The sequence below is a fragment of the Lentzea sp. NBRC 102530 genome, from assembly GCF_030269365.1.
GTDB lineage: Bacteria > Actinomycetota > Actinomycetes > Mycobacteriales > Pseudonocardiaceae > Lentzea.
Genome location: NZ_BSTF01000010.1, coordinates 21,344 through 40,570 on the forward strand (window position 1 = coordinate 21,344; position 19,227 = coordinate 40,570).

The 19,227-nt window shown below is 69.5% G+C and carries 21 protein-coding genes and 1 pseudogene; 12 read left to right on the forward strand and 10 right to left on the reverse strand.

Annotated elements, in window-relative coordinates; genetic code table 11:
* Positions 1 to 58 precede the first annotated feature (58 nt).
* The 4 genes from QSK25_RS25635 to QSK25_RS25650 all read left to right on the forward strand — a co-directional run bounded on the left by QSK25_RS25635 (position 59) and on the right by QSK25_RS25650 (position 2,657).
* Positions 59 to 826 carry an MHYT domain-containing protein gene (locus QSK25_RS25635; RefSeq protein WP_285641915.1) on the forward strand — a complete coding sequence of 256 codons (768 nt, stop codon included), beginning with the start codon at positions 59 to 61 and terminating at the stop codon, positions 824 to 826.
* Between the two features lie 41 nt (positions 827 to 867).
* Positions 868 to 1,122: a Smr/MutS family protein gene (locus QSK25_RS25640; protein WP_285641917.1), complete on the forward strand. Its 255-nt coding sequence runs from the start codon at positions 868 to 870 to the stop codon at positions 1,120 to 1,122.
* 261 nt (positions 1,123 to 1,383) lie between these two features.
* Positions 1,384 to 1,812 carry a hypothetical protein gene (locus QSK25_RS25645; RefSeq protein WP_285641918.1) on the forward strand — a complete coding sequence of 143 codons (429 nt, stop codon included), beginning with the start codon at positions 1,384 to 1,386 and terminating at the stop codon, positions 1,810 to 1,812.
* 95 nt (positions 1,813 to 1,907) lie between these two features.
* A complete protein-coding gene (locus tag QSK25_RS25650; protein WP_285641919.1) occupies positions 1,908 to 2,657 on the forward strand; it encodes a hypothetical protein in 750 nt (249 codons plus the stop codon).
* A gap of 28 nt (positions 2,658 to 2,685) precedes the next feature.
* Here QSK25_RS25650 and QSK25_RS25655 read toward each other — a convergent pair whose 3' ends face one another.
* Positions 2,686 to 3,399 (reverse strand): MFS transporter, encoded by a 714-nt coding sequence (locus QSK25_RS25655; RefSeq protein ID WP_285641921.1) that lies wholly within the window; start codon positions 3,397 to 3,399, stop codon positions 2,686 to 2,688.
* A gap of 34 nt (positions 3,400 to 3,433) precedes the next feature.
* Here QSK25_RS25655 and QSK25_RS45445 point away from each other — a divergent pair.
* A pseudogene (locus QSK25_RS45445) lies at positions 3,434 to 3,598 on the forward strand (helix-turn-helix domain-containing protein); the annotation flags it as partial.
* A complete protein-coding gene (locus tag QSK25_RS25660; RefSeq protein WP_285641922.1) occupies positions 3,568 to 3,795 on the forward strand; it encodes a hypothetical protein in 228 nt (75 codons plus the stop codon). The pseudogene QSK25_RS45445 and the gene QSK25_RS25660, both read left to right, overlap by 31 nt.
* Here the strand turns inward: QSK25_RS25660 and QSK25_RS25665 are convergent.
* The 3 genes from QSK25_RS25665 to QSK25_RS25675 are packed head-to-tail and all read right to left on the reverse strand — an operon-like array spanning position 3,789 to position 5,407.
* Entirely contained in the window at positions 3,789 to 4,454 is a 666-nt protein-coding gene (locus QSK25_RS25665; protein ID WP_285641924.1) for a DUF1345 domain-containing protein, read from the reverse strand. The two genes, QSK25_RS25660 and QSK25_RS25665, sit on opposite strands and share 7 nt — an antisense overlap.
* Positions 4,447 to 4,788: an STAS domain-containing protein gene (locus QSK25_RS25670; RefSeq protein WP_285641925.1), complete on the reverse strand. Its 342-nt coding sequence runs from the start codon at positions 4,786 to 4,788 to the stop codon at positions 4,447 to 4,449. The genes QSK25_RS25665 and QSK25_RS25670 overlap by 8 nt, the downstream gene beginning before the upstream one ends.
* A 1-nt stretch (position 4,789) precedes the next feature.
* On the reverse strand, positions 4,790 to 5,407 hold the full coding sequence (locus tag QSK25_RS25675) for a DsbA family oxidoreductase (RefSeq protein WP_285641926.1): 618 nt from the start codon (positions 5,405 to 5,407) through the stop codon (positions 4,790 to 4,792).
* A 72-nt stretch (positions 5,408 to 5,479) separates the two neighbouring features.
* Between QSK25_RS25675 and QSK25_RS25680 the strand changes: the two genes are divergently transcribed.
* Positions 5,480 to 6,490, forward strand: coding sequence for a CobW family GTP-binding protein (locus QSK25_RS25680; RefSeq protein WP_285641927.1), 1,011 nt, complete (start codon positions 5,480 to 5,482; stop codon positions 6,488 to 6,490).
* On the forward strand, positions 6,490 to 7,551 hold the full coding sequence (locus tag QSK25_RS25685; protein ID WP_285641928.1) for a GTP-binding protein: 1,062 nt from the start codon (positions 6,490 to 6,492) through the stop codon (positions 7,549 to 7,551). Before QSK25_RS25680 ends, QSK25_RS25685 begins: the two co-directional genes overlap by 1 nt.
* Here the strand turns inward: QSK25_RS25685 and QSK25_RS25690 are convergent.
* Positions 7,520 to 8,671 (reverse strand): glycosyltransferase 87 family protein, encoded by a 1,152-nt coding sequence (locus QSK25_RS25690; protein WP_285641929.1) that lies wholly within the window; start codon positions 8,669 to 8,671, stop codon positions 7,520 to 7,522. The two genes, QSK25_RS25685 and QSK25_RS25690, sit on opposite strands and share 32 nt — an antisense overlap.
* 94 nt (positions 8,672 to 8,765) lie before the next feature.
* Between QSK25_RS25690 and QSK25_RS25695 the strand changes: the two genes are divergently transcribed.
* A complete protein-coding gene (locus tag QSK25_RS25695; RefSeq protein ID WP_285641931.1) occupies positions 8,766 to 9,650 on the forward strand; it encodes a trypsin-like serine peptidase in 885 nt (294 codons plus the stop codon).
* A gap of 78 nt (positions 9,651 to 9,728) precedes the next feature.
* On the opposite strand, the gene QSK25_RS25700 is transcribed toward QSK25_RS25695, so the two are convergent.
* Positions 9,729 to 10,880 carry a glycosyltransferase 87 family protein gene (locus QSK25_RS25700; protein ID WP_285641932.1) on the reverse strand — a complete coding sequence of 384 codons (1,152 nt, stop codon included), beginning with the start codon at positions 10,878 to 10,880 and terminating at the stop codon, positions 9,729 to 9,731.
* A 144-nt stretch (positions 10,881 to 11,024) separates the two neighbouring features.
* On the opposite strand from QSK25_RS25700, the gene QSK25_RS25705 reads away from it, so the two are divergent.
* Positions 11,025 to 13,355: an ATP-binding protein gene (locus QSK25_RS25705; RefSeq protein ID WP_285641933.1), complete on the forward strand. Its 2,331-nt coding sequence runs from the start codon at positions 11,025 to 11,027 to the stop codon at positions 13,353 to 13,355.
* 1 nt (position 13,356) lies between these two features.
* Here QSK25_RS25705 and QSK25_RS25710 read toward each other — a convergent pair whose 3' ends face one another.
* Positions 13,357 to 13,704, reverse strand: coding sequence for an MBL fold metallo-hydrolase (locus QSK25_RS25710; RefSeq protein ID WP_285641934.1), 348 nt, complete (start codon positions 13,702 to 13,704; stop codon positions 13,357 to 13,359).
* A gap of 151 nt (positions 13,705 to 13,855) precedes the next feature.
* Between QSK25_RS25710 and QSK25_RS25715 the strand changes: the two genes are divergently transcribed.
* Positions 13,856 to 14,761 carry a helix-turn-helix domain-containing protein gene (locus QSK25_RS25715; protein ID WP_285641935.1) on the forward strand — a complete coding sequence of 302 codons (906 nt, stop codon included), beginning with the start codon at positions 13,856 to 13,858 and terminating at the stop codon, positions 14,759 to 14,761.
* On the opposite strand, the gene QSK25_RS25720 is transcribed toward QSK25_RS25715, so the two are convergent.
* From QSK25_RS25720 to QSK25_RS25730, 3 genes are all read right to left on the reverse strand, one after another.
* On the reverse strand, positions 14,748 to 16,982 hold the full coding sequence (locus QSK25_RS25720) for a molybdopterin-dependent oxidoreductase (protein ID WP_285641936.1): 2,235 nt from the start codon (positions 16,980 to 16,982) through the stop codon (positions 14,748 to 14,750). The two genes, QSK25_RS25715 and QSK25_RS25720, sit on opposite strands and share 14 nt — an antisense overlap.
* Positions 16,983 to 16,992: 10 nt before the next feature.
* Entirely contained in the window at positions 16,993 to 17,571 is a 579-nt protein-coding gene (locus QSK25_RS25725) for a TetR/AcrR family transcriptional regulator (RefSeq protein WP_285641937.1), read from the reverse strand.
* A gap of 83 nt (positions 17,572 to 17,654) precedes the next feature.
* The gene (locus tag QSK25_RS25730; protein WP_285641938.1) at positions 17,655 to 18,227 is read right to left on the reverse strand and encodes a QsdR family transcriptional regulator; all 573 of its coding nucleotides are present in this window, start codon (positions 18,225 to 18,227) and stop codon (positions 17,655 to 17,657) included.
* A 64-nt stretch (positions 18,228 to 18,291) separates the two neighbouring features.
* On the opposite strand from QSK25_RS25730, the gene QSK25_RS25735 reads away from it, so the two are divergent.
* A complete protein-coding gene (locus tag QSK25_RS25735) occupies positions 18,292 to 19,221 on the forward strand; it encodes a DUF1295 domain-containing protein (RefSeq protein WP_285641939.1) in 930 nt (309 codons plus the stop codon).
* The last annotated feature ends 6 nt before the right edge of the window (positions 19,222 to 19,227 follow it).

Consider the following 19,227-nt stretch of genomic DNA (forward strand, 5'->3'; position numbering starts at 1 on the left):
AGTCCTTTGTGGGCAACGCACTTGTGCCAGATAGATTCGAAATGTTTTCATCTCGCTCATGGAGATGGGGACATACACGCCGCTGGCCGCCTACGCGGTCGCCGTTCTCGGTTCCGTCCTCGGACTCCTGTCCGCGGAACGCGCCCGCCACGCGAACCGCACCACCCGCAACTGGTGGATCGGCGTGGCCGCCGTCTCCATCGGGGGCCTGGGCATCTGGGGCATGCACTTCACCGCGATGCTGGGCACCTGGATGGGCGCCAACGTCTCCTACGACATCCCCATCACCCTGCTGAGCATGCTCGTGGCCATCGTCGTGGTGGCCGCGGGCCTCTTCCTCGTGCGCCGCTACGGCATCGACGGCGACACCCGCTTCTGGCCCCTGGCCGCGGGCGGGCTCGTCACCGGCCTCGGCGTGGCCGCGATGCACTACACCGGCATGGCCGCGATCGTGATCAACGCCGACGTCTCCTACAACATCGGTCTGGTGGCGCTCTCCGTGATCATCGCGGTGGTCGCCTCCACCGTCGCACTCTGGTTCACCCGCAAGGTGAGCGGCTTCGCGGCGGTCATCGGCGCCGCCCTGGTGATGGGCGTGGCCGTGACCGGCATGCACTACACCGGCATGTACGCGATGAACATGGCCCATGACCACAGCGCATCGATCGTCGTCGGCAACTCCGAGGAACTCATCACGTCGCTCATCATCGGCGGGGCGGGCGTCAGCGTGCTCATCATCTTCCTGCTGGCCCTCACCTCCGCGGACGAGGACCGCGAGGAAGCCGAACTCCTCGACCGCGTGATGCGCCGCACCAGCCAGGGCTGAGCCCGGCCCCGCCCTGCTTCGCGGTGCGGCAGAATGCCGGGGTGCCCGACAAGCTGACCGTGGACCTGCACCCGATCTTCCGCAGCGACCAGGACATCGCGCAGGCCGTCCGCAGCGCCCTGTTCCGCGCGGCCGGGCAGAAGGTGCCGATGGTCGAGATCATCACGGGCAAGGGCTCGGGCACGTTGCGGGCCCGTGTGCTCGCGATGCTCAAGCAGCCGCACGTGAAGAAGCTCTACAAGCGCGTCGAGGTGGCCCCGGGCAACGACGGCATGGTGCTCGTGCACCTGCGCTAGGCGGCAGAAGTCCGCCGATGACCAACCGGACGAAGCACCAGTCACGAAGAGCAGCCAGAAGAACACCCAGACGAGTGAGGTTGAGCTCTCGGCGCGCTGTTAGATTGAAGGAATCTTCGGGGGAGAAGCGAACGACGGGCACGGCCGGTCCCACAAGATTTCTTGTCGGCCCCGGTTCGGACGTTCGCTTGAATGATGGCGGGAAGCCAAAATTGGGGGGCCTTCATGCCTGCTTCACCTTTGCGCAGTGCCGTGATTGCGGTGACCGCTGTCCTTGCCGGCGCCATCCTCGCACCAAGCCCGGCCCTGGCGGCTGAGAACAGCGGAGGATTCACCATCCAGGAACGGATCAGCGACTGCAATTTCAACCTGGACTGGCCGCACGACTCGCATCACGATCCCGGACACGCCAACAGCAACGCCGTGATCAAATGCGACTCACCGAAGAAGTACCTCGGCCTCCAGGTCCGGTTGCTCGAACGCACCGGCGGCGGACATCTCGCACAAGTCGGCTACGGCGAGTATGTCAACAACTCAGGCACAGGTCGGACGATCTCCAAGGCCGCCACGTCTGATTCGTGTCACAGCGAAAGCCAGTACGTGGCCGAGGCAAGCTTCTTGGTTGTCGAGCAAAACGACAATCGCATTGATCCCGACCACAAGACGCCACTCGTATCAGTGAGCTGCTGACACGAGCGACGTGACGAACTGCCACCTTGAAGGTTGCAGGCTCCCGTCGCCCCCGCGATACTGCACCCTCCAGCTCTACCGCACTCGGGAGGAGAGTGTCCGCCGTGTGGTCTGTAGGCGATGAGCTGCCCCCGGCGATGTTCGAGCTGGCAAAATCCTTCGTGGATCGCACAGAGGGAATCGAGAAATTTGACGACGTGCAATTTTATGACGAGATCGTCTTCGCCGTCAGGTCCAAGTATTCCACCGACAGGTTCGTCACCCGACGCGCGCCGGAGCTGTTGAGCGTAGTTCATCGAATTGAAAGCCGACTCGATCGAGGCTGGTTCCACAAAATCGGTCTGACATCGCCTCAGGCTCGATACGCCAGCAAACCTGAAGCAACGACGGGCTCCATCCAAGACGGCGTTCCGGACACTGTGATGCAGAAGCCACAGGGGGCATTGTGGACGTCCTCGTTCTTGCCCGACGGTCGATCCGCGTGGGCTGAACAAGAGGTCGCGTCCAGCCACTCAGCACGGCGACTTTACCGAGTGGTTTTCGCCGAAAGTGACGTGCGCGCTTACACGCTGGATTCCTTGTCTGACTTCACCCAGCTTCTTGATCTCTACCCCAGCGTGGATGACGTGGGTCGGGTCGCTGTCGCCTGGAGCAAGATGGCCTCCGACTTCGACGCGGTACACATGACCGCACGGGGATTGCTCGCCATCGAAGGGGTCGAGGTTCAGGCGAGGAACGGTGTCGGGCGGCTGGTCGGCTGGGATGCCGAATCCACTGCGTGGTTCAGGTTCCCTCGGACAACAAGACTCGATCCGGCCGAAGGCCAGGCGACTGCGGAGATTTGAGCCGAGCCGACGGTCCTGGCGAACGATTTCACGCCGTGGCCTCGAGAAGGCGCTGGATCAACGAACCCGCCCCGTCGACGAAAGGCCCTGCGGTCACTCGACGACCGCCGACCAGCGTGATCCGACAGCGGACGTCCACCCCCAAAGCCTTGGCCAGCAAGGTCTTCTCACCAAGGTCGACCGCATCGGCAACGTCAGTCCACAACGCAACAGTGCGGTGTTCGCGCCACGAGCGGACAAGCCCGCCCCCGTGCAGAACGAACCGCTCCCCCGCCCGCCCCACGTCGAGCGCCAGAACCAGGAACACCCCCGAACACCAACACCGGCGTGCCGACGAGGATCTCCACCACAGCACAAGCGTCTGGAAACTCGTCAACGCCAAGATCGCGGCGCCCAGCGGCGGACCGACGAGCCGCACGACACCGTCGGTGACGGCATTCACGAAGTTGGCGCCGCTGAGCCCGGTACCAACGCCCACAATCGAAGGAACGTGCGCTTGCGCTGCCAGACGGAACAACACGGCACCTGCGCTCTCGGCGACCAGGGCCGCGTAGATCCACCGATGGTCCGCGGCCACGGCCAGCATCAGCAGAACAGCACCCGCCCGGAACAGATCCGCGGCGATCATGACGCGCCGACGGTCCCACCGGTCGGCCAACACCCCCGCGACCGGACCCGACAGCAGTGGCGGCAGGTACTCGAAGGCCAGCGTCAGCCCCGTCGCCGGCAGCGACCCGGTCAACGCGTAGACGTGCGCCGGAACCTCGGTAGCGGCCGACGCCGGCCTGTCCGTGCCCTACACCGCCAACCTCGAGAACGGCCGGGGAAACCCGACGACGAGTGCGCTGGACCGGCTGGCCACAGCACTGGGCACGGAGCTGCCGATCAGCTTCAGTCAGGCACCCCGGAAGTGGCCGCGGAGGTGCCGCCGAACGTGGTGAAGCTGAGCCGCAGCAAGCGTTTCCGGGCAACGGTCAGCGCCCTGGCCAATCAGTCCGGGCAGGACGAACAAGAGGTGGCCGCACGACTCATCACCGCATGCGCACACATCGCTCTGGCACTCGACGACCCGAGCGAGCAGGACTGGTGCCGACTGTTGGACGCGCTGCTGCTCATGGCCGAGCACCCGGCTCACTGACTGCTGATGCTCGCGACCAGGTTGATCGTGGTGGCCAGCACACCCGTACCGAACAGGTACGACAACAGGGCGTGCTTCAACGCCGTCCGACGCATCTCCCGCCCGGACAGGCTCGTGTCCGACACCTGGAACGTCATCCCGATGCTGAACGCCACGTAAGCGAAGTCCCCGTAATCCGGCGGCTCGGCCTGGTTGAAGTCGATGCCACCGTCCGCGCCGTAGTAGTAGAGACGCGCGTACCGCAGGGTGAAGATCGTGTGCACGACCATCCACGACAACACCACGGACAACACACCGAGCCCGACCCGCAACAGCTCGGACCCACCGGTCGTGTGCGCCGCACGGGCCAACACGAACCCCACAGACACGAGGCTGGCCAATGCCGCCACGAGCAGCAGTACCTCGGCGACCCGGCGCGTGGGGTCGTTGCGCACGGCGTGCTGTGCGGTCGACTCGGCGTCCATCGGCCAGATGACCATCCACGCGCGTGTCAGGTACACGAGCGTGGCGACGTCCCAACCGACCAGGAACCCGAACTCGCCATGACCGGTGAAGGTCACGGCGAGCCCGCTGACCAAGCCGGCCGCGACCGCGACGACGACCTTGGTGCGGTCGAGCACGAACCCGTCCGGCAACGGCCGGGACGGCAGGTCAGGCACGGAGCGCCGCGTCCAGGTCGACGTAGAGCTCCAGGGTCTCGTTCAGCGTCGTCGCCTTCAGCGCCCGCAGCACGCTGCCCCGCGGGGACACCAGGCGCAGCGCGGTGCCGCGTTCCTCGCCGCGCTGGTGGTACTCGACGAGCACTGAGAGCCCTACGGACGCGAAGAACTCGACCCCGCTGAGGTCGAGCACGATCGGCAAGCCCGCGCCGTACGCCTCGGAAAGCTCGTCCCGCAACAACTCCGCGGTGTACGAGTCGACCTCGCCCTCTGCGCGCAGCACCACGACCCCGGAGAGCCGCTCCGACTCGACCTTCAACAGCGCGTCGTCCATGTCACGCCTCCCAAGCCTGCGTCAGCGCCCGCCCGAACAGCTCTACCGGCTGAGCACCGGCGACGGCAAGCCGCCCGTCGAGTGCCACGAACGGCACCCCGGACACCCCGATGTCGCGCGCACGGGACTCATCGGCCCGCACGGCGTCGGCGTACGACGACGGGTCTTCCAGCACGGCCTTCACGTCGGCCTCTTCGAGCCCGGCCTCGACCACGATCGAGGTCAGCGACTCGGCCGTGAACAACGACCGCGCCTGACCGAAGTTGGCCCGCAGCACGGCGTCGAGGACCTGCGGCTGCACGCCCCGCTCGCCCGCCAGGTGCAGCACGCGGTGCACGTCGAACGTGTTGCCGACCTCGCGGTCCAGCCGGTACTCGAGCCCCTCGTCACGTGCGAGCGCCGCGACGGAGTCCTCCATCTCGGCGGCGCGCGGCCCGAACTTGGCGGCCAGCATGTCCTGCACCGACTCCACCCCCTCCTTGGTGGGGTCCAGCTCGAACGCGCGGTGCACCACGGTGACCTCGGCACGGTGCTCGAACGCGGCGAGCGCCTTCTCGAAGCGCGCCTTGCCGATGTAGCACCACGGACAGATGACGTCAGCCCAGAACTCGACCTGCATCGTTCGATCATGTCACGACCAGGCCGGGACGTCCGTTCAGAAACGATAATCGTTGTCATGTAGGCTGCGGGCATGGCAGCACGGGTCGTATTGGTAGCCGGGTTCACGCAGCACGACGTCGCGGACGAGCTCTGGCGGGCGTCGCCGGAGTCGGCGCTGGTCAGGCACGATCTGAGCGGCCTGGCCGAGGGCGTGGTGCGACGCTGGAAGGACGGCACGCTCACCGTGCTGGAGCTCGCGCACGGCTGCGTCTCGTGCACGTTGCGGCTCGACCTCGTCCCGTTGCTCGAAGGCATCGACGGGCGGGTGATCGTGCACCTCGACCCGATGCTCGAACCCGAGGCGGTCTGCTTCGCGCTGGCGGAGACCGAGGTGGAGGTCGAGGCCGTCGTGACGGTGGTCGACACCGCGACCTGGCTCGACGACGCGACCGGCACCGACTCGCTCGCCGACCGCGGGATGCGCGCGGCCGAGAACGACGAGCGGACCGTCGCTCAGGTCGTGGTCGGGCAGGCCGAGTTCGCGGACGCCCTGGTGCTGACCGGCGAGCCCGATCCGGTGCTCACGGCGGTCCTCGACCGCCTCTCCCCCACCGCACCCCGCGAACCCGCCACCGGCGACGTCGCCGCGTTGCTCGACGCCATTGCGCCGAGCGCGCGGCGGGGCGAGATCGACGACGGGTTCGGCTCGCTGCTGTTCGGGCGGCCGCCGCTGGAACCCGCGCACGGCGTGGCCGTCGTCCACTTCACCGACCGCCGCCCGTTCCACCCGATGCGCCTGCACGACAGCATCGGCGTGCTGCTCGACGGCGTGGTCCGGGTGCGGGGCCGGGTGTGGATCGCGAGCCAGCCCGACGCGGCACTGTGGCTCGAGTCCGCGGGCGGCGGGTTGCGCGTCGGCAACCTGGGGCCGTGGGAGGGCGAACAGGACCAGGAGGTCGTCGTGATCACCCGGTCCGCCGACCCGGCGCACGTCCTCGCGGCGCTGCGCTCGGCCCTGGTGACCGACGAGGAACTGGGCCTGATCACCGAACTCGACTTCGCCGACCCGTTCACCGACTGGCACGAGGAGCTGGAACTCTGATGCGCACCCCCGTGACCGTGCTGTCCGGTTTCCTGGGCGCCGGCAAGACGACGCTGCTCAACCACGTGCTCGCGAACCGCGAGAACCGCCGGGTCGCGGTGATCGTGAACGACATGAGCGAGGTCAACATCGACGCGGCGCTGATCGACCGCTCCACGGAGCGGCTGGTCGAGCTCACCAACGGCTGCATCTGCTGCACGTTGCGCGAGGACCTGCTCGACAGCGTCGGCGACCTGGCGCGCTCCGGCCGGTTCGACACGATCCTGGTCGAGTCGACGGGCATCTCCGAGCCGATGCCGGTGGCGGCGACGTTCGACTGGACGTTCGAGGACGGCACGAGCCTCTCCGACCACGCGCGGCTCGACACCATGGTCACGCTCGTGGACGCCTCGGGCTTCCTGCGCGAGATGGCCGCGGGCGACGTCTCGGATCTCCTCGTGGACCAGGTGGAGTTCGCGAACGTGCTGGTGGTCAACAAGACCGACCTCGCCGACGACCTGCCCAAGCTCGACGCGTTGCTGCGCCGCCTGAACCCGTCCGCCCGTGTGCTGCACACGCGCCGAGGCGTCGTGGATCTGGCGGACGTGCTCGACACCGGTCTCTACGACCCGATCACGGCCGCGCAGGCACCGGGCTGGGCCGCCGAACTCGCGGGCGGGCACACGCCGGAGACCGAGGAGTACGGCATCCGGTCGGTCACCTACCGCGCCTCACGGCCGTTCCACCCCGCTCGACTGGTCGACGCGCTGGGCGACTGGGAAGGAGTGTTGCGCAGCAAGGGTTTCTGCCACATCGCATCCCGGCCGGAGGTGCTGGCGGTGTGGTCGCAGGCCGGTCCGAACCTCGTCATCGAACCCGGCGAGCTGCTCTCCGGCACGCAGGCGCGGCAGGAGCTGGTGTTCATCGGCGTCGACCTCGACCTGACCGAACCGGCCCGGCGCCTGGACCCCGCGCTGCTCACCGACGCCGAGCTCGCCGCAGGACCCGAGACCTGGCGGACGTTCGAGGACCCGTTGCCGCAGTGGGACTTCAGCGATCTGCACGACCACGCGCACCCGTGACCGCGAGGGTGACGAGGGCGAGCGCCGGGTACACCCAGCCGAGCAGGGCGAGCGGCCACGGCCGGGGGATCTCCCAGATCGACGGCTGGAGGTTGATCAGCACGGTGATCACGTCCGACAGCACCGCGACCACCCACACACCCGCGAGCACGTGATCGCGCCGCGCGTGGACCAGCCACAGCACCAGCGGGATCACCCACAGCCAGTGGTGGCTCCACGAGATCGGTGACACCAGCAATCCGAAGAGCTGCACGGTGATCACGGCCGACAACGTGTCGTTCGCGCGCACGGCGGCCCTCAACGCGAACCCCGTCAGCACGGCCGACACCACCACCGCGAGCAGCCACGGCCACGACGTCTCCACGTCGTAGCCGAGCGAACGCGACACCGCACCGCGCAACGACTGGTTGATCACCGAGCCGACCGGACCCACCCGGTCGGCCGCGCCGAGCAGCTCGAACCAGTAGCGCCACGAATCCTTCGCCGACACGGCGAACCCCAGCGCGACCGTGATCAGGAAGCCGCCGATCGACCACAGCGCGGCCATCCACCGGCGCGTGACCAGGAAGTACAACCCGGAGATCGCCGGCGTGAGCTTCAGGCCCGCCGCGACGCCGACGCCGAGTCCCGCGACCACCTGCCGGACGGCGAGCATCGCCGCGAACACCCCGGCGACCAGCACCAGGTTGATCTGTCCGAAGTCGAGGGTCTTGCGCACCGGCTCGAACCACAGCGTCACGGCCGTCCACAGCAGAGCGCGGCGCCTCCACGTCACGTCGTACGGCTGGTCCTGCGCGGCGGCCAACGCCCGCAGCGCCGTCCGCACGAGCCACCACAGGCACACCAGCGACAGCACCTGCCACACGACCCGCGCGGCGATCCACGGCAGCGCGGAGAGCGGCAGGAACACCGCGGCCGCGAACGGCGGGTAGGTGAACGGCAGCGGGAAGTCCGGCGTGAACGGCATGTCGATCGAGTAGAGCTCGTCGGTCAGCACGTTCGGCGCGAGCGTCCAGTAGACCTTGAGATCGATCATCCCCCAGTTCGCCGTCGCGGCGTAGACGGCCAGCGACACCAGCAACACCAGCGGCGCGAACCTCAGCACGCGCTGTTCGATCACCAGGCTCCTCCTGAGGACGTACGACGATCTCATCCTAAAAGCTGGTTCGGGCCGCACGACGCAACGCCCTCCCGAGACGTCACGTCCCCTGATCATGACCTGGAAAGCGCTGAGCGCGTCCGCACTCGTCCTGTCGGCGGCCCTCGTCCCGGCCCCGGCGCGGGCGGCGGAAGCGGGCCGGGTGGTGACCGGAGTGTCCGAACAGGACCGTTCGGCAGCACTCGCCCACTGGACGCCGGAGCGGATGAGATCGGTCGGCGACGGCGATCTGCCGCCCGCCGAGCAGATCTCGTGGCCACACGACCAGGTGCCGGGCGTGGGCAGGCTGTTCATGTCCACGTCGACCGGGCAGGACCACTCCTGCACCGCGACGGTCGTGCCCAGCACCACCAAGGACGTCGTGCTGACGGCCGGGCACTGCGTCAACGGCGGCTTCGACCGCTGGGACAACCCGATCAAGATCCTCAACGTGGTCTTCGCGCCCGGTTACGACCGCGGTGCGCGCAACGGGGTGTTCGCGGCACGCGCGTTCGCGTGGTCCGACACCTACACCGGGCCGACCAGCGGGCTGGACGACGACGCGGTGATCGCGCTCGACCCCGTGGACGGCAGGCACGTGCAGGACGTCGCGGGCGCGCAGGACGTGTCGTTCGACGTGGTCACGGGCCCGGTGGACACCACGATCCTGGGGTATCCGGTGTCGCAGCTCGCGAAGGGTGAGGCGCTGCTGTCGTGCGTGCGGCCGGCCACGTTGGAGGTCAACTCGGTCCTGAGCGCGTGGGAGACGGACTGCGACCTCGCCGGTGGTGCGAGCGGTGGGCCCTGGCTGCGCGGGTTCGACCCCGCCACCGGGAGGGGAACGATCTTCTCGGTCACCAGCCGGGGCAGCATGAACGGCGACCTGGTCACCACGGACCTGAGCGGAGCCGCGTTCTCCGAGGCCGTCGAAGCGCTGTACGCCGGCGCCGGCGACCTGTGATGAGGGAAGGATCGACGATGAACGACAGGTACGAGTCGGTCGCGGCCACAAGGCTGCTCGCCGGGAACGGCCACACCGTCATGGTGTCGTGGCCGGACGGGCAACAACTGAAGGGGTCGTCGGCCGAACTGACGGACGTGTCTCCTGTCTGAAAGCCAGGCCTCCCACCGTGATCGCGGTCAGCCACACGTAGGTGTCGAACTCGTGCAGTCGCGTCACGAACACGAGGAACACAGCACCCGCGAGCCAGAAGTGGCGCCGCAGCACCAGGAACACCAGCACCGGCACGCACCACACCCAGTGGTGCAGCCACGAGACCGGTGAGGCCAGCAGCCCGGCGGCCGCGATGACGAACAGAGCGACGAGGTCGTCACGCGTCCGCCGGGCCACCAGCCACGCCGTCAGCACCGCGAGACCGGCGAACGCCACCCACAGCAGGGTCTCGAACCCCGGCGCGAGACCGAACCCGCGCAGCACACCGCGGATCGACTGGTTCGTCGCGAGCGACATGTCCCCGATCCGGTCGGGGTTCAGCAGCGAGTGCAGCCAGTACTGCGAAGAATCCGTTGGGGCGGCGAGGAATCCGGCCACCGCGAGGCCGAGGAACGTCGCGGCGGACGTCCCGGCCGCCCGCCAGTCCCGCCGGGCCAGGAAGTAGAGCACGAAGATCGCGGGCGTCAGCTTGACCGCCGCGGCCACGCCGATCAGCACGCCGCGCCACCGCCGGTCCGTCACCAGCAGGACGTCGAGGACGACCAGCGCCAGCAGGTACAGGTTGATCTGCCCGTAGCCGTAGGTCATCCACACGGGGTCCAGGGCCAGCGCGCCGACCGGCACCAGCAACCCGGCCGTCCAGGTGAGACGCGGGTTCACCTTCCCCGCCACCGCGACGCACACCACCGTCAGCGCCACGAACCCGGACACGACCATCAACGGGAACAGCAGCGGCGACGGCACGAAGCTCAGCGCGCTGAACAGCACCGCCGCCGCGGGCGGGTACGTGAACGGCAGCCGCGGGTCGAGCGGCGGCCCGGTGAACCCGGTGTAGAGCGATCTGCCCTCGAGCCAGGCGAGCCCGCCGAGCCGGTACACGTCGAGGTCGATCGGGTAGTGACCCGACCAGGTGAAAAGCAGCCACGCCAGTGCCGCACACCAGGCCGCACCAGCGAGAACGGGGAAGAATCCGCGCGGAACCAGAACGGTTTTCCGCGTCGACGACACGATTGACACCCATTCGAAATTATCCACGACAACGCCGGTTCACCTTGTTGAACAACCGGCAGAACCACCGGCAGAAGTGCTCTCGCCAGCAACGACAGACGGGCTCGGGCGTCTAACAGAACGCATAATGCGCAAGAACGAAGGGGGCGCGCAGTGGGCACGACGGCGTTCGGAGACTTTCTCCGCTTTTACCGATCGCGTGTTCCGCTGACCCAGGAAGAACTCGCCGAGCAGACAGGTCTGAGCACGCGCGCGATCAGCGACATGGAGCGCGGCCGCACGCTGAGCCCCCAGTTCCGGACCGTGCAACTCCTCGTCCAGGGCCTGGGGCTGCTCGACGAGGAGGCGGCCGAGTTCACCGCGCTGGCCCGCGCCAGCCGGGTGGTCGCGGCCCAGGAACGCCCGGAGACCCCGTTCACCGCCACCTCCTGCTCGCTGCCGCCGGTGCTGATCGACCTCACCGGCCGCGAGGCCGAGAAGAAGCTCCTGACCGGGTTCGCCGCCGACGCCGCCTCGTCGTCGCGCCTGCAGATCGCGGTCGTGCACGGCGCTCCCGGCTCCGGCAAGACCGCGCTGGCCGTGGACGCTGGCCACCGCCTGGGCGCGCGGTTCGCCGACGGCTGCGTGTTCCTGGACCTGCGCGGCACGGACCCCGAACCCCTCACACCGGGCAAGGCCGCGCACCGGTTGCTGCGCTCGTTCGGCGTCGACGAACGCCAGATCCCGGCCGACCCGGAGGACAAGCTCTCGCTCTACCGCTCACAGCTGCGCGACCGCACGGTGTTGCTGGTCCTCGACAACGCCGCGAACGAGGCGCAGGTGCGGCCGTTGCTGGCGTCCAGCCCCGGCACGCTGGTGCTGCTGACCAGCCGCCGGACCCTGACCGGCCTGGACGCGCGGCACCGCCTGCCGCTGGAGTTGTTGCCGCTCGACCACTCCGTCGAACTCCTGCGGGCCGTCACCGGACCGGACCGGCTGGACGCCGAACCGCAGGCGGCCGAACGGGTCGCGGAACTGTGCGGGGGCATGCCGCTGGCGCTGCTCATCGCGGGCAACCGGCTGACCAGCAGACCACAGTGGACGATCAGCCACCTGGCCGGGCAGCTGGAGGACGAGGGCCGCCGGCTGTCCGTGCTGCGCGCGGGCGACCTCCAGGTGCGGGCCGCGTTCGAACTCTCCTACCACCAGCTCAGCCCCGCCGCCGCGACGTTGTTCCGCAGGCTGGCGCTGATCCCGAGCCCGGACACGAGCGTGTCCCTGGCGTCCGTGCTCGTCGACGACGCCGAGGAGGCGTTGGAGGAACTGGCCGACGCGAGCCTGCTGGGCATCGGCGAGACCCCTGGCCGCTACACCCGTCACGACCTGCTGCACGTCTTCGCCTCCGAACGCCTGGAGCTCGACGACACCCCGGCCACCGTCCACGAGGCCAGGACCCGGCTGCGCCACTGGATCCTCGACGTGGCCACCCGGGCGGCCCGCTTCTTCGACCACGACGTCCCGGCCGAACGCGCCGGTCCCGTGCACGACAGGGACTCCGCCGCGAAGTGGCTCGACCGGGAACTGGAGAACTGGCGCGGAGCACTGCGCGAGGCCGCCGACGCCGGCGAGCACAGCCGCGTTCTCGCGCTCGCGCAAGCGATGCACTGGTACTCGGACATGCACGGCGTCGGCGAACTGTGGCGAGAGGTCTTCGCCGCGGGTGCCCACGCGGCCCGTCAGCTGCACGCCCCGCAAGACGCCGCAGAGCAGCTCAACTACCTCTCCTGGGCGCTCTACGCGTTGTGCGGCAGGCCCCAGGAAGCCCTGACCGTGCACGAACAGGCGGCGGCGATCCCGGTGGGCACCCTCACCGAGGCCTGGACCTGGTACTACGGCTCGGCGATCCGGCGGCGGGTCGGCGAGCCGGACGAGGCCGTCACGCTAGGCCGCAGGTCCGTGAACCTGTTCGAACAGGCCCGTTACCCGATCGGCGAGAACCTCGCGCTGTCGTTGCTGGGCCTCATGCTGCACACGACGGGCAACCTCGGCGAGGCGGTCGAGGTGCAGCAACGCGCCGTCGACCAGCACCGCGCGGCCTCGGGCGACGACGAACTGCTGTCCATGATGCTGATCCGGCTCGCCACCACCAGAGCGGCGGCGGGCGAGGTCACCGCCGCGCTGGACCTCCTCGACGAGGCGGAGTCGTTGTTCCGCAAGCACTCCAACCCGGCCGGCACCGCCCGCGTGCAGCACAACCGCGGCCTGGTGCTGATGGACGCGGGCCGCGTCACCGAGGCGCGCCAGCAACTCCTGGCGGCGTTGGGCGAGGCACGCCTGTCCGACCACCGCGTCGAGATCATGGCGCGCCTCGCCGACCTCGCCGACGCGGCCGGAGAACCGGCGCAGGCGAGAGAACTGCGCGTGCGCGCCCTGGCCGAGTGCGACCGCTACGACACCCCGGCGGTGCGCGTGACGGCCGCCGGCCTGGTCCAGGCGCTGGGCTGACTCAGGCTGTCGCACTCCCCTCCGGGCCTGTGCGCTTCAGCCGGTCGAACTCCTGCGGGTCGTGGGCGCTGAAGAGCGTGATCTCGGCCTTGTGGTCGCGCGCGAGCCTCCTCAGGGCCGACTGCGAACCGACGCGGTCGTCGTGGTCGGCGGCAGCCCTGGTCTGCACGACGTCGAGCACCGGGTGCGGTTCGGGGTTCTCCTCGATTTCGCGGTGCTGGGCGTCGCCGCAGTGCAGGAGCCACCTCTCGCCGTTGTGCACCGCCACGCCGGTGTGGCCGGGCAGCGGCGCCAGTTCGAACTCCTCGGGCAGGCCCTTCGAGCGCGCCGGAGCGTCGCGGACGGACACCGCGCGCCTGCAGCGGATGCGTGCCAGTCTCGACCACGCGGCGACCTGCACCCACGAACCGCTGGTCGACTGCCCCGAGTTCGAGCGCGTGCCGGCTCCCTGAAAAGTTCGCGCTTGACCTTCCAGCGGCTGCAACGTTGAGGATCGGTTCATGGACGAAAGCACGGACCTGCTCACGATCGGCGAACTCGCCCGCCGCACGGGCCTGCCCGCGCGCACCCTGCGGTTCTGGTCGAACGAGGGGGTCGTCGCGGAGGCGGGCCGCTCGGCGGGCGGCTACCGGCTGTACGACGCCGCCGGCGTGGCCCGCGTCGAGCTCATCCGCACGTTGCGCGAACTGGGCCTCGGGCTCGACGACGTGCGCCGGGTGCTCGACCGAGAGGACACGGTCGCCGACGTCGCCGCCGCGCACGTGGTCGCGATCGACGCGCAGATCCGCGCCCTCAAGGTGAGCAGGGCCGTGCTGTCCACAGTGGCTCAACGCCGCTCGACCCTGGAGGAGACAGCACTGATGAACAAACTGGCACGGCTCTCGGCCGCGGAACGCGCGCAGATCGTCGACGAGTTCAAGACGGAGGTGTTCGGCCGCCTCGACATCGACCCGGCGCTGCGCGAACGGGTGCAGGCCCTGCGCGTGGACCTGCCGGAAGACCCCACGCCGGACCAGGTCGACGCCTGGGTCGAGCTGGCCGAACTGGTGCAGGACCAGGACTTCCGCGCCCGGCTGGGCCACTTCCTGGAACTCAACACACCAAGGCCAGACCGGAAAGCCCCGCCGGGCGCGAACGTCTGGTGGGCGCGGCAGGTCGTGAACACCGTCGCGGAGGCCAGGGAACAGGGCGTCGAACCGGGCAGCAAGGCCGCCGCGGAGCTCGTCGACACCACGTTCCGGAACACCGACCTCGCGGCCGTGCTGGCGTCCCTGCGCGCGGGGATCGACGCGGGAGCGGAACGCTACCGCGTGCTCGTCAGCCGCGTGCAGGGGCGCCAGGGCGCACCGGACTCCACTGTGGACATCAGGTGGCTCGCCACCGCCATCGAGTTCAGGCTGTCGTGAGCCGTTCCAGCCGCGCCGGCACGTGCTTGTGCCACGGCGTGCCCGCCCACTCGTCGCGGTCCTCGGCCGCGGTGAGCTCGTTGGGGGCGACGCCGGTGCGCTCGTTCACGGTCAGCCCGAGGCCGTTGGGCAGCGAGATGTGACCGGCGCGCATGGTGTCCGTGGTGTCCACCGCCACCTCCGCGCTGCCGCGGCGGGTGGTGAGCCGCACCCGGTCGCCCGTCGTGACGCCGAGCCGGGTCGCGTCGGCGACGCTCATCCGCAGGCGGCCCTGCTGGTCACGGCGCCGCCAGCTCGGGTCGCGCATGATCGTGTTGGCGGTGAAGGCCCTGCGTTCGCCCGCGGACAGCACGAACGGCCAGTCCGGGTCCTGGCGCGGTACTGGCCGTTCGCCCAGCGCGGCCACTGCGGCGAGCAGTTCCGGCACGTCGAGGTGGACGCGTTCGCCGGAGATCCGGGCCCACGACGCGTCGTACTCGTCGTCGGTGATGTGCACGCCGTGAGCACCGTCGACGATCGCCTCGAAGAGCCGCTCCCCCGCCTCCAGGCCCGTGCCGTACCCGGCTTTCTCGACCCCGGCGGGGTTCTTGCGGGCACACTCGTGCGCGGCCATCCACAGCACGGCGGCCGCCGAGGCGTCGTGCGGCAGCGTCGGGCCGAGCGTGCGGTACAGCAGCACGGACGCGAGCCGCCGTTTCGCCGGATCGGCGAGCAGGCCGAGGAACGCCTGGGCGAACCGCACGCGTCCCTCCGCCGCCGCCGCGCGCAGTGGTGCGTAGTCGGCCTCGGTGAGCGCGCCGGACGCCTCCACCAGGCGGGCGTGGATCTCCGGTTCGGGCAGCACGCCCTCGGGTGCGGCCACGACCGGGTGGCGCAGGTGGAAGACGTTGCGCGGGAAGTCGAAGTTGAAGAACGTGGCCTCGAACTTCTCGAACTGGGTCGGCGCGGGCAGCACGTAGTCGGCCAGGCGCGCGGTCTCGGTCATCGCGACGTCGATGACGACCACGAGTTCCAGCGCGGCGAGGGCCTCGCGCATCCGGGCCGAGTCGGCCAGCGAGTGCGCGGGGTTCGCGCTCTCGACCAGCATCGCCCGGTAGCGCGCCGGGTGGTCGGTGAGGATCTCCTCGGCGATCACGTTGCACGGCACGAGCCCGGTGATGATCCGCGCTCCCGCGACGGGACTGCGCGGGCCCTCGTCCCCGGCGTGCCCGCGGTCGCGGCCGATCGGCACCAGGCTGGAGGGCACGTACTGGGCGCCGCGCTTGCCGAAGTTGCCGGTGAGCAGCCACACCAGCTTCTCGACGTAGCTCACCAGCGTGGAGTCGCGGTTCATCTGGACGCCGAGGTCCTCGAACACGGCCACGGAGTCCGCGGCGGCGATCCGCGCGGCGACCGCCCGCACCAGCGTCTCCTCGACGTCGGCGACGGCGCAGTACTCGCCGACGCGCACCTGCCGCAGCACGGCGGTGACGGCGTCGAGGCCGTCCGCGTGCTCGGCGAGCCAGTCCGCGGCGACCAGGTCCTCCTGCACCAGCACGGCGGCCAGCGCGGTCAGCAGGTAGAGGTCCGTGCCGGGCCGGACCTGGAGGTGGAAGTCGGCGAGTTCGGCCGTCTCGGTCCGCACCGGGTCGATCACGACCAACGACCGGGCGGGGTCCTTGCCGATGTCCTTGAGCACCGAGCGGGCGCGCGGGAAACCGTGCGACTGGTAGGGGTTCTTGCCGACGAACAGCGCGACCTCGCAGTGTTCGAAGTCCGCGCGGGTCATGTTGCCGAGCATGCGCGCGCTGACCCAGAACTCGCCGGTCTTCTCCTGCGCGAGCGCCGAAGAGCGGTACTTGGCGCCGAACGCGGCGAGCGTGGCGGGCGAGTAGGCGCCGCCGAGGTGGTTGCCCTGACCTCCGCCGCCGTAGTAGAAGATCGTCTCCCCGCCGAACGTGTCGCGGACCTCGCCGAGGCGGGCCGCGATCTCGCTGATGGCGGTGTCCCAGTCGATCTCCTCGAACCCACCGCCGGGGAGTTTGCGCAGCGGGCGCGTGATCCGCCCGGTGTCACCGTTCTGGTGCAGGTCGAGGCGCAGCGCCTTGTTGCAGGTGTAGCCGGCGGACGCGGGGTGGAGCTTGTCGCCGCGGATCTTGTCGAACGACCGGCCGTCCTCGCCGACGAGGATCTCGATCCCGCAGTTGCACTCGCAGAGGATGCAGGCGCTGGGTTTCCACACGGTCGGGCTCCTAGTCTCGTCGCTCCAGCAGGGGCCTCATCTCGGCGAGCACGTCGTCGAGCGGACCCAGGTCGCGTTGCGCGCGGCAGAGGATGATCGCGCCCTCGATCGCGGACACGACCAGCGTCGCCAGCCGGTGAGCGCGGTCGGCGGTGAAGCCGTTGGCGGACAACGCCTCGGCGATGCCGTCCTGCCACCGCACGAAGATCTCCCGCACCACGTCACCGGCCTGCGGGACGAGGTCGCGGCTGTCCATCGCCATCGCCGCGGCGGGACATCCCGCCCGGTAGTCGGTCTTGGTCAGCGACCGCTTCCAGAAGGCGCCGAGCCGGTCCAGCATCAGCCGAACGTCACCTTCGGCCGCGGACTCGCGGACCATCGCACTGATGTAGTCGCCGGCCTGCCGGACGGCGCCGAGCACCATCTCGTTCCGGCCGCCGGGGAAGTGGTGGTAGACGGACCCGCGCGGCGCACCGCTGTGGGCCAGCACCGCGTCGACCGTGACGCCCGCGGCGCCGCGTTCGCGCAGCAGCTGCACCGCGCTGTCCAGCATGCGCTGCTTGGTGCCCCGCCTGCCCGGCTCGACCATCGCACCTCCCTGAATCTGGAGTATGGCAGAGACCATAGTCGCAGCGCACGCGCTGACGGCGTTTCCCCGCGCGCCAGGACGGTTCAGCCGAGGAGTTTGCGGATGATCTCGGTGGCGGTGTCGATGTCCGGCGGCGCCCCGGTGATGACGTCCGAGTAGCAGAACGACTCCGCGAGCCGGACCACGGCGTACGCCAGCTTGGTCACCGGGATCTCCGCCACCTCACCGCGTTCGGCGCGGATGAGGTCCGCCAGCCCGGTCACGAGGCGGTGCTGCACCACGCCCTGCTGCGAGGTCAGCACCCGCAACGCGGTCTCGGGGTCGCGTTCGAGCAGCACGCGCAACGCCGACGACGCGACCGTGTCGCGCATCGCCCGGTCCAGCACCGAGATCACCCGCGCCATGCCGCGCTCCGCACTGGCGCGCCACAGCCGTGCCCACGCCCGGTGCGTGATCGCCCAGAGCACCTCGCCGAGCACCCGGTCGCGGTCACCGAACCGCCGGTAGAGCGTCGCCCGGCCGATGCCGGCCGCGACCGCGAGCTCACCCATGTCGATGCGGCTCTGCTGGAGGAACTGCCGCAGCGCGTGCGCGACGACCGGATCCACCTCGGGCTCGGTGGTCAGGTCCACGTTGGCCACCGCGTGAGACACCATGTATAAATTGTCTCACCTGAGACATTACTTCACAATGTCTCACCCCTGCGCTGAGGAGGACCGCATGCCCCGGCTTTCGAGCATGCTGCCGTTCGCGTTGGTCGGTGTCGCGTTGCTGCTGGCCCCGGCCACCAACGGATCCGCCGGCTGGAACCTGCTCGTCCAGGTCGTGCTGTTCACCCTGGCCGCCGCGATCCCGGGGTACCTCACCCGGCACGTGTCGTACGTCGACGTGGCGTGGCCGTGGGGCCTGGTCGGCATCGGCGTGGTCACCCTGCTCACGGCGGACGACCTCACCGCGGTGACCGTCGGCGTCTCGCTCGCCTACCTCGCCATGGGGCTGCGGATGGGACTGTGGAGCCTGGCGCTGACGATGAAACACGGCTGGTGGAAACCCGGCGCGCCCAAGGTGGAACTGCCGCGCTACCAGTACCAGCGGCGGCGCTGGGAGCGGCAGGGGTTCCGCAACGAGACCTTGTCGGTCCAGTACGAGATCTGGTTGCAGGGCCTGGCGAACGCGACGGTGCTGGCCGTCCCCGCGTTCCTCGTCGCCGGCGATCCGCAACGGCCGCTGTCGTTCTGGTCCGTCCTGGCGCTGACCCTGTGGGTCGCCTCGTTCGTGCTGGAGTCGGTGGCGGACAAGCAGAAGCAGCAGTTCGCGGCCCGCGGCTCGCGCGGCACCTGCGACACCGGGCTGTGGCGCTACAGCAGGCACCCGAACTACTTCTTCCAGTGGATGCAGTGGAACGCCCTGGTGCTGCTCGCGGTGCCGTCGCTGCTGACCCTGTTCAGCGACACCGTGCTGCCCGTGTGGGTCGTGCTGGCGGCGGGTCTGGGGCTCGTCTCGTGGACGTTGTACGTCACGCTCACCAAGCACACCGGTGCGCGTCCGGCCGAGTACTACAGCCTGCGCAAGCGCCCCGACTACGCGCGCTACCAGGCCACCACCAACATGTTCTTCCCCGGCCCCGTGAAGACCCAGCGCGACCAGTGATCCGCC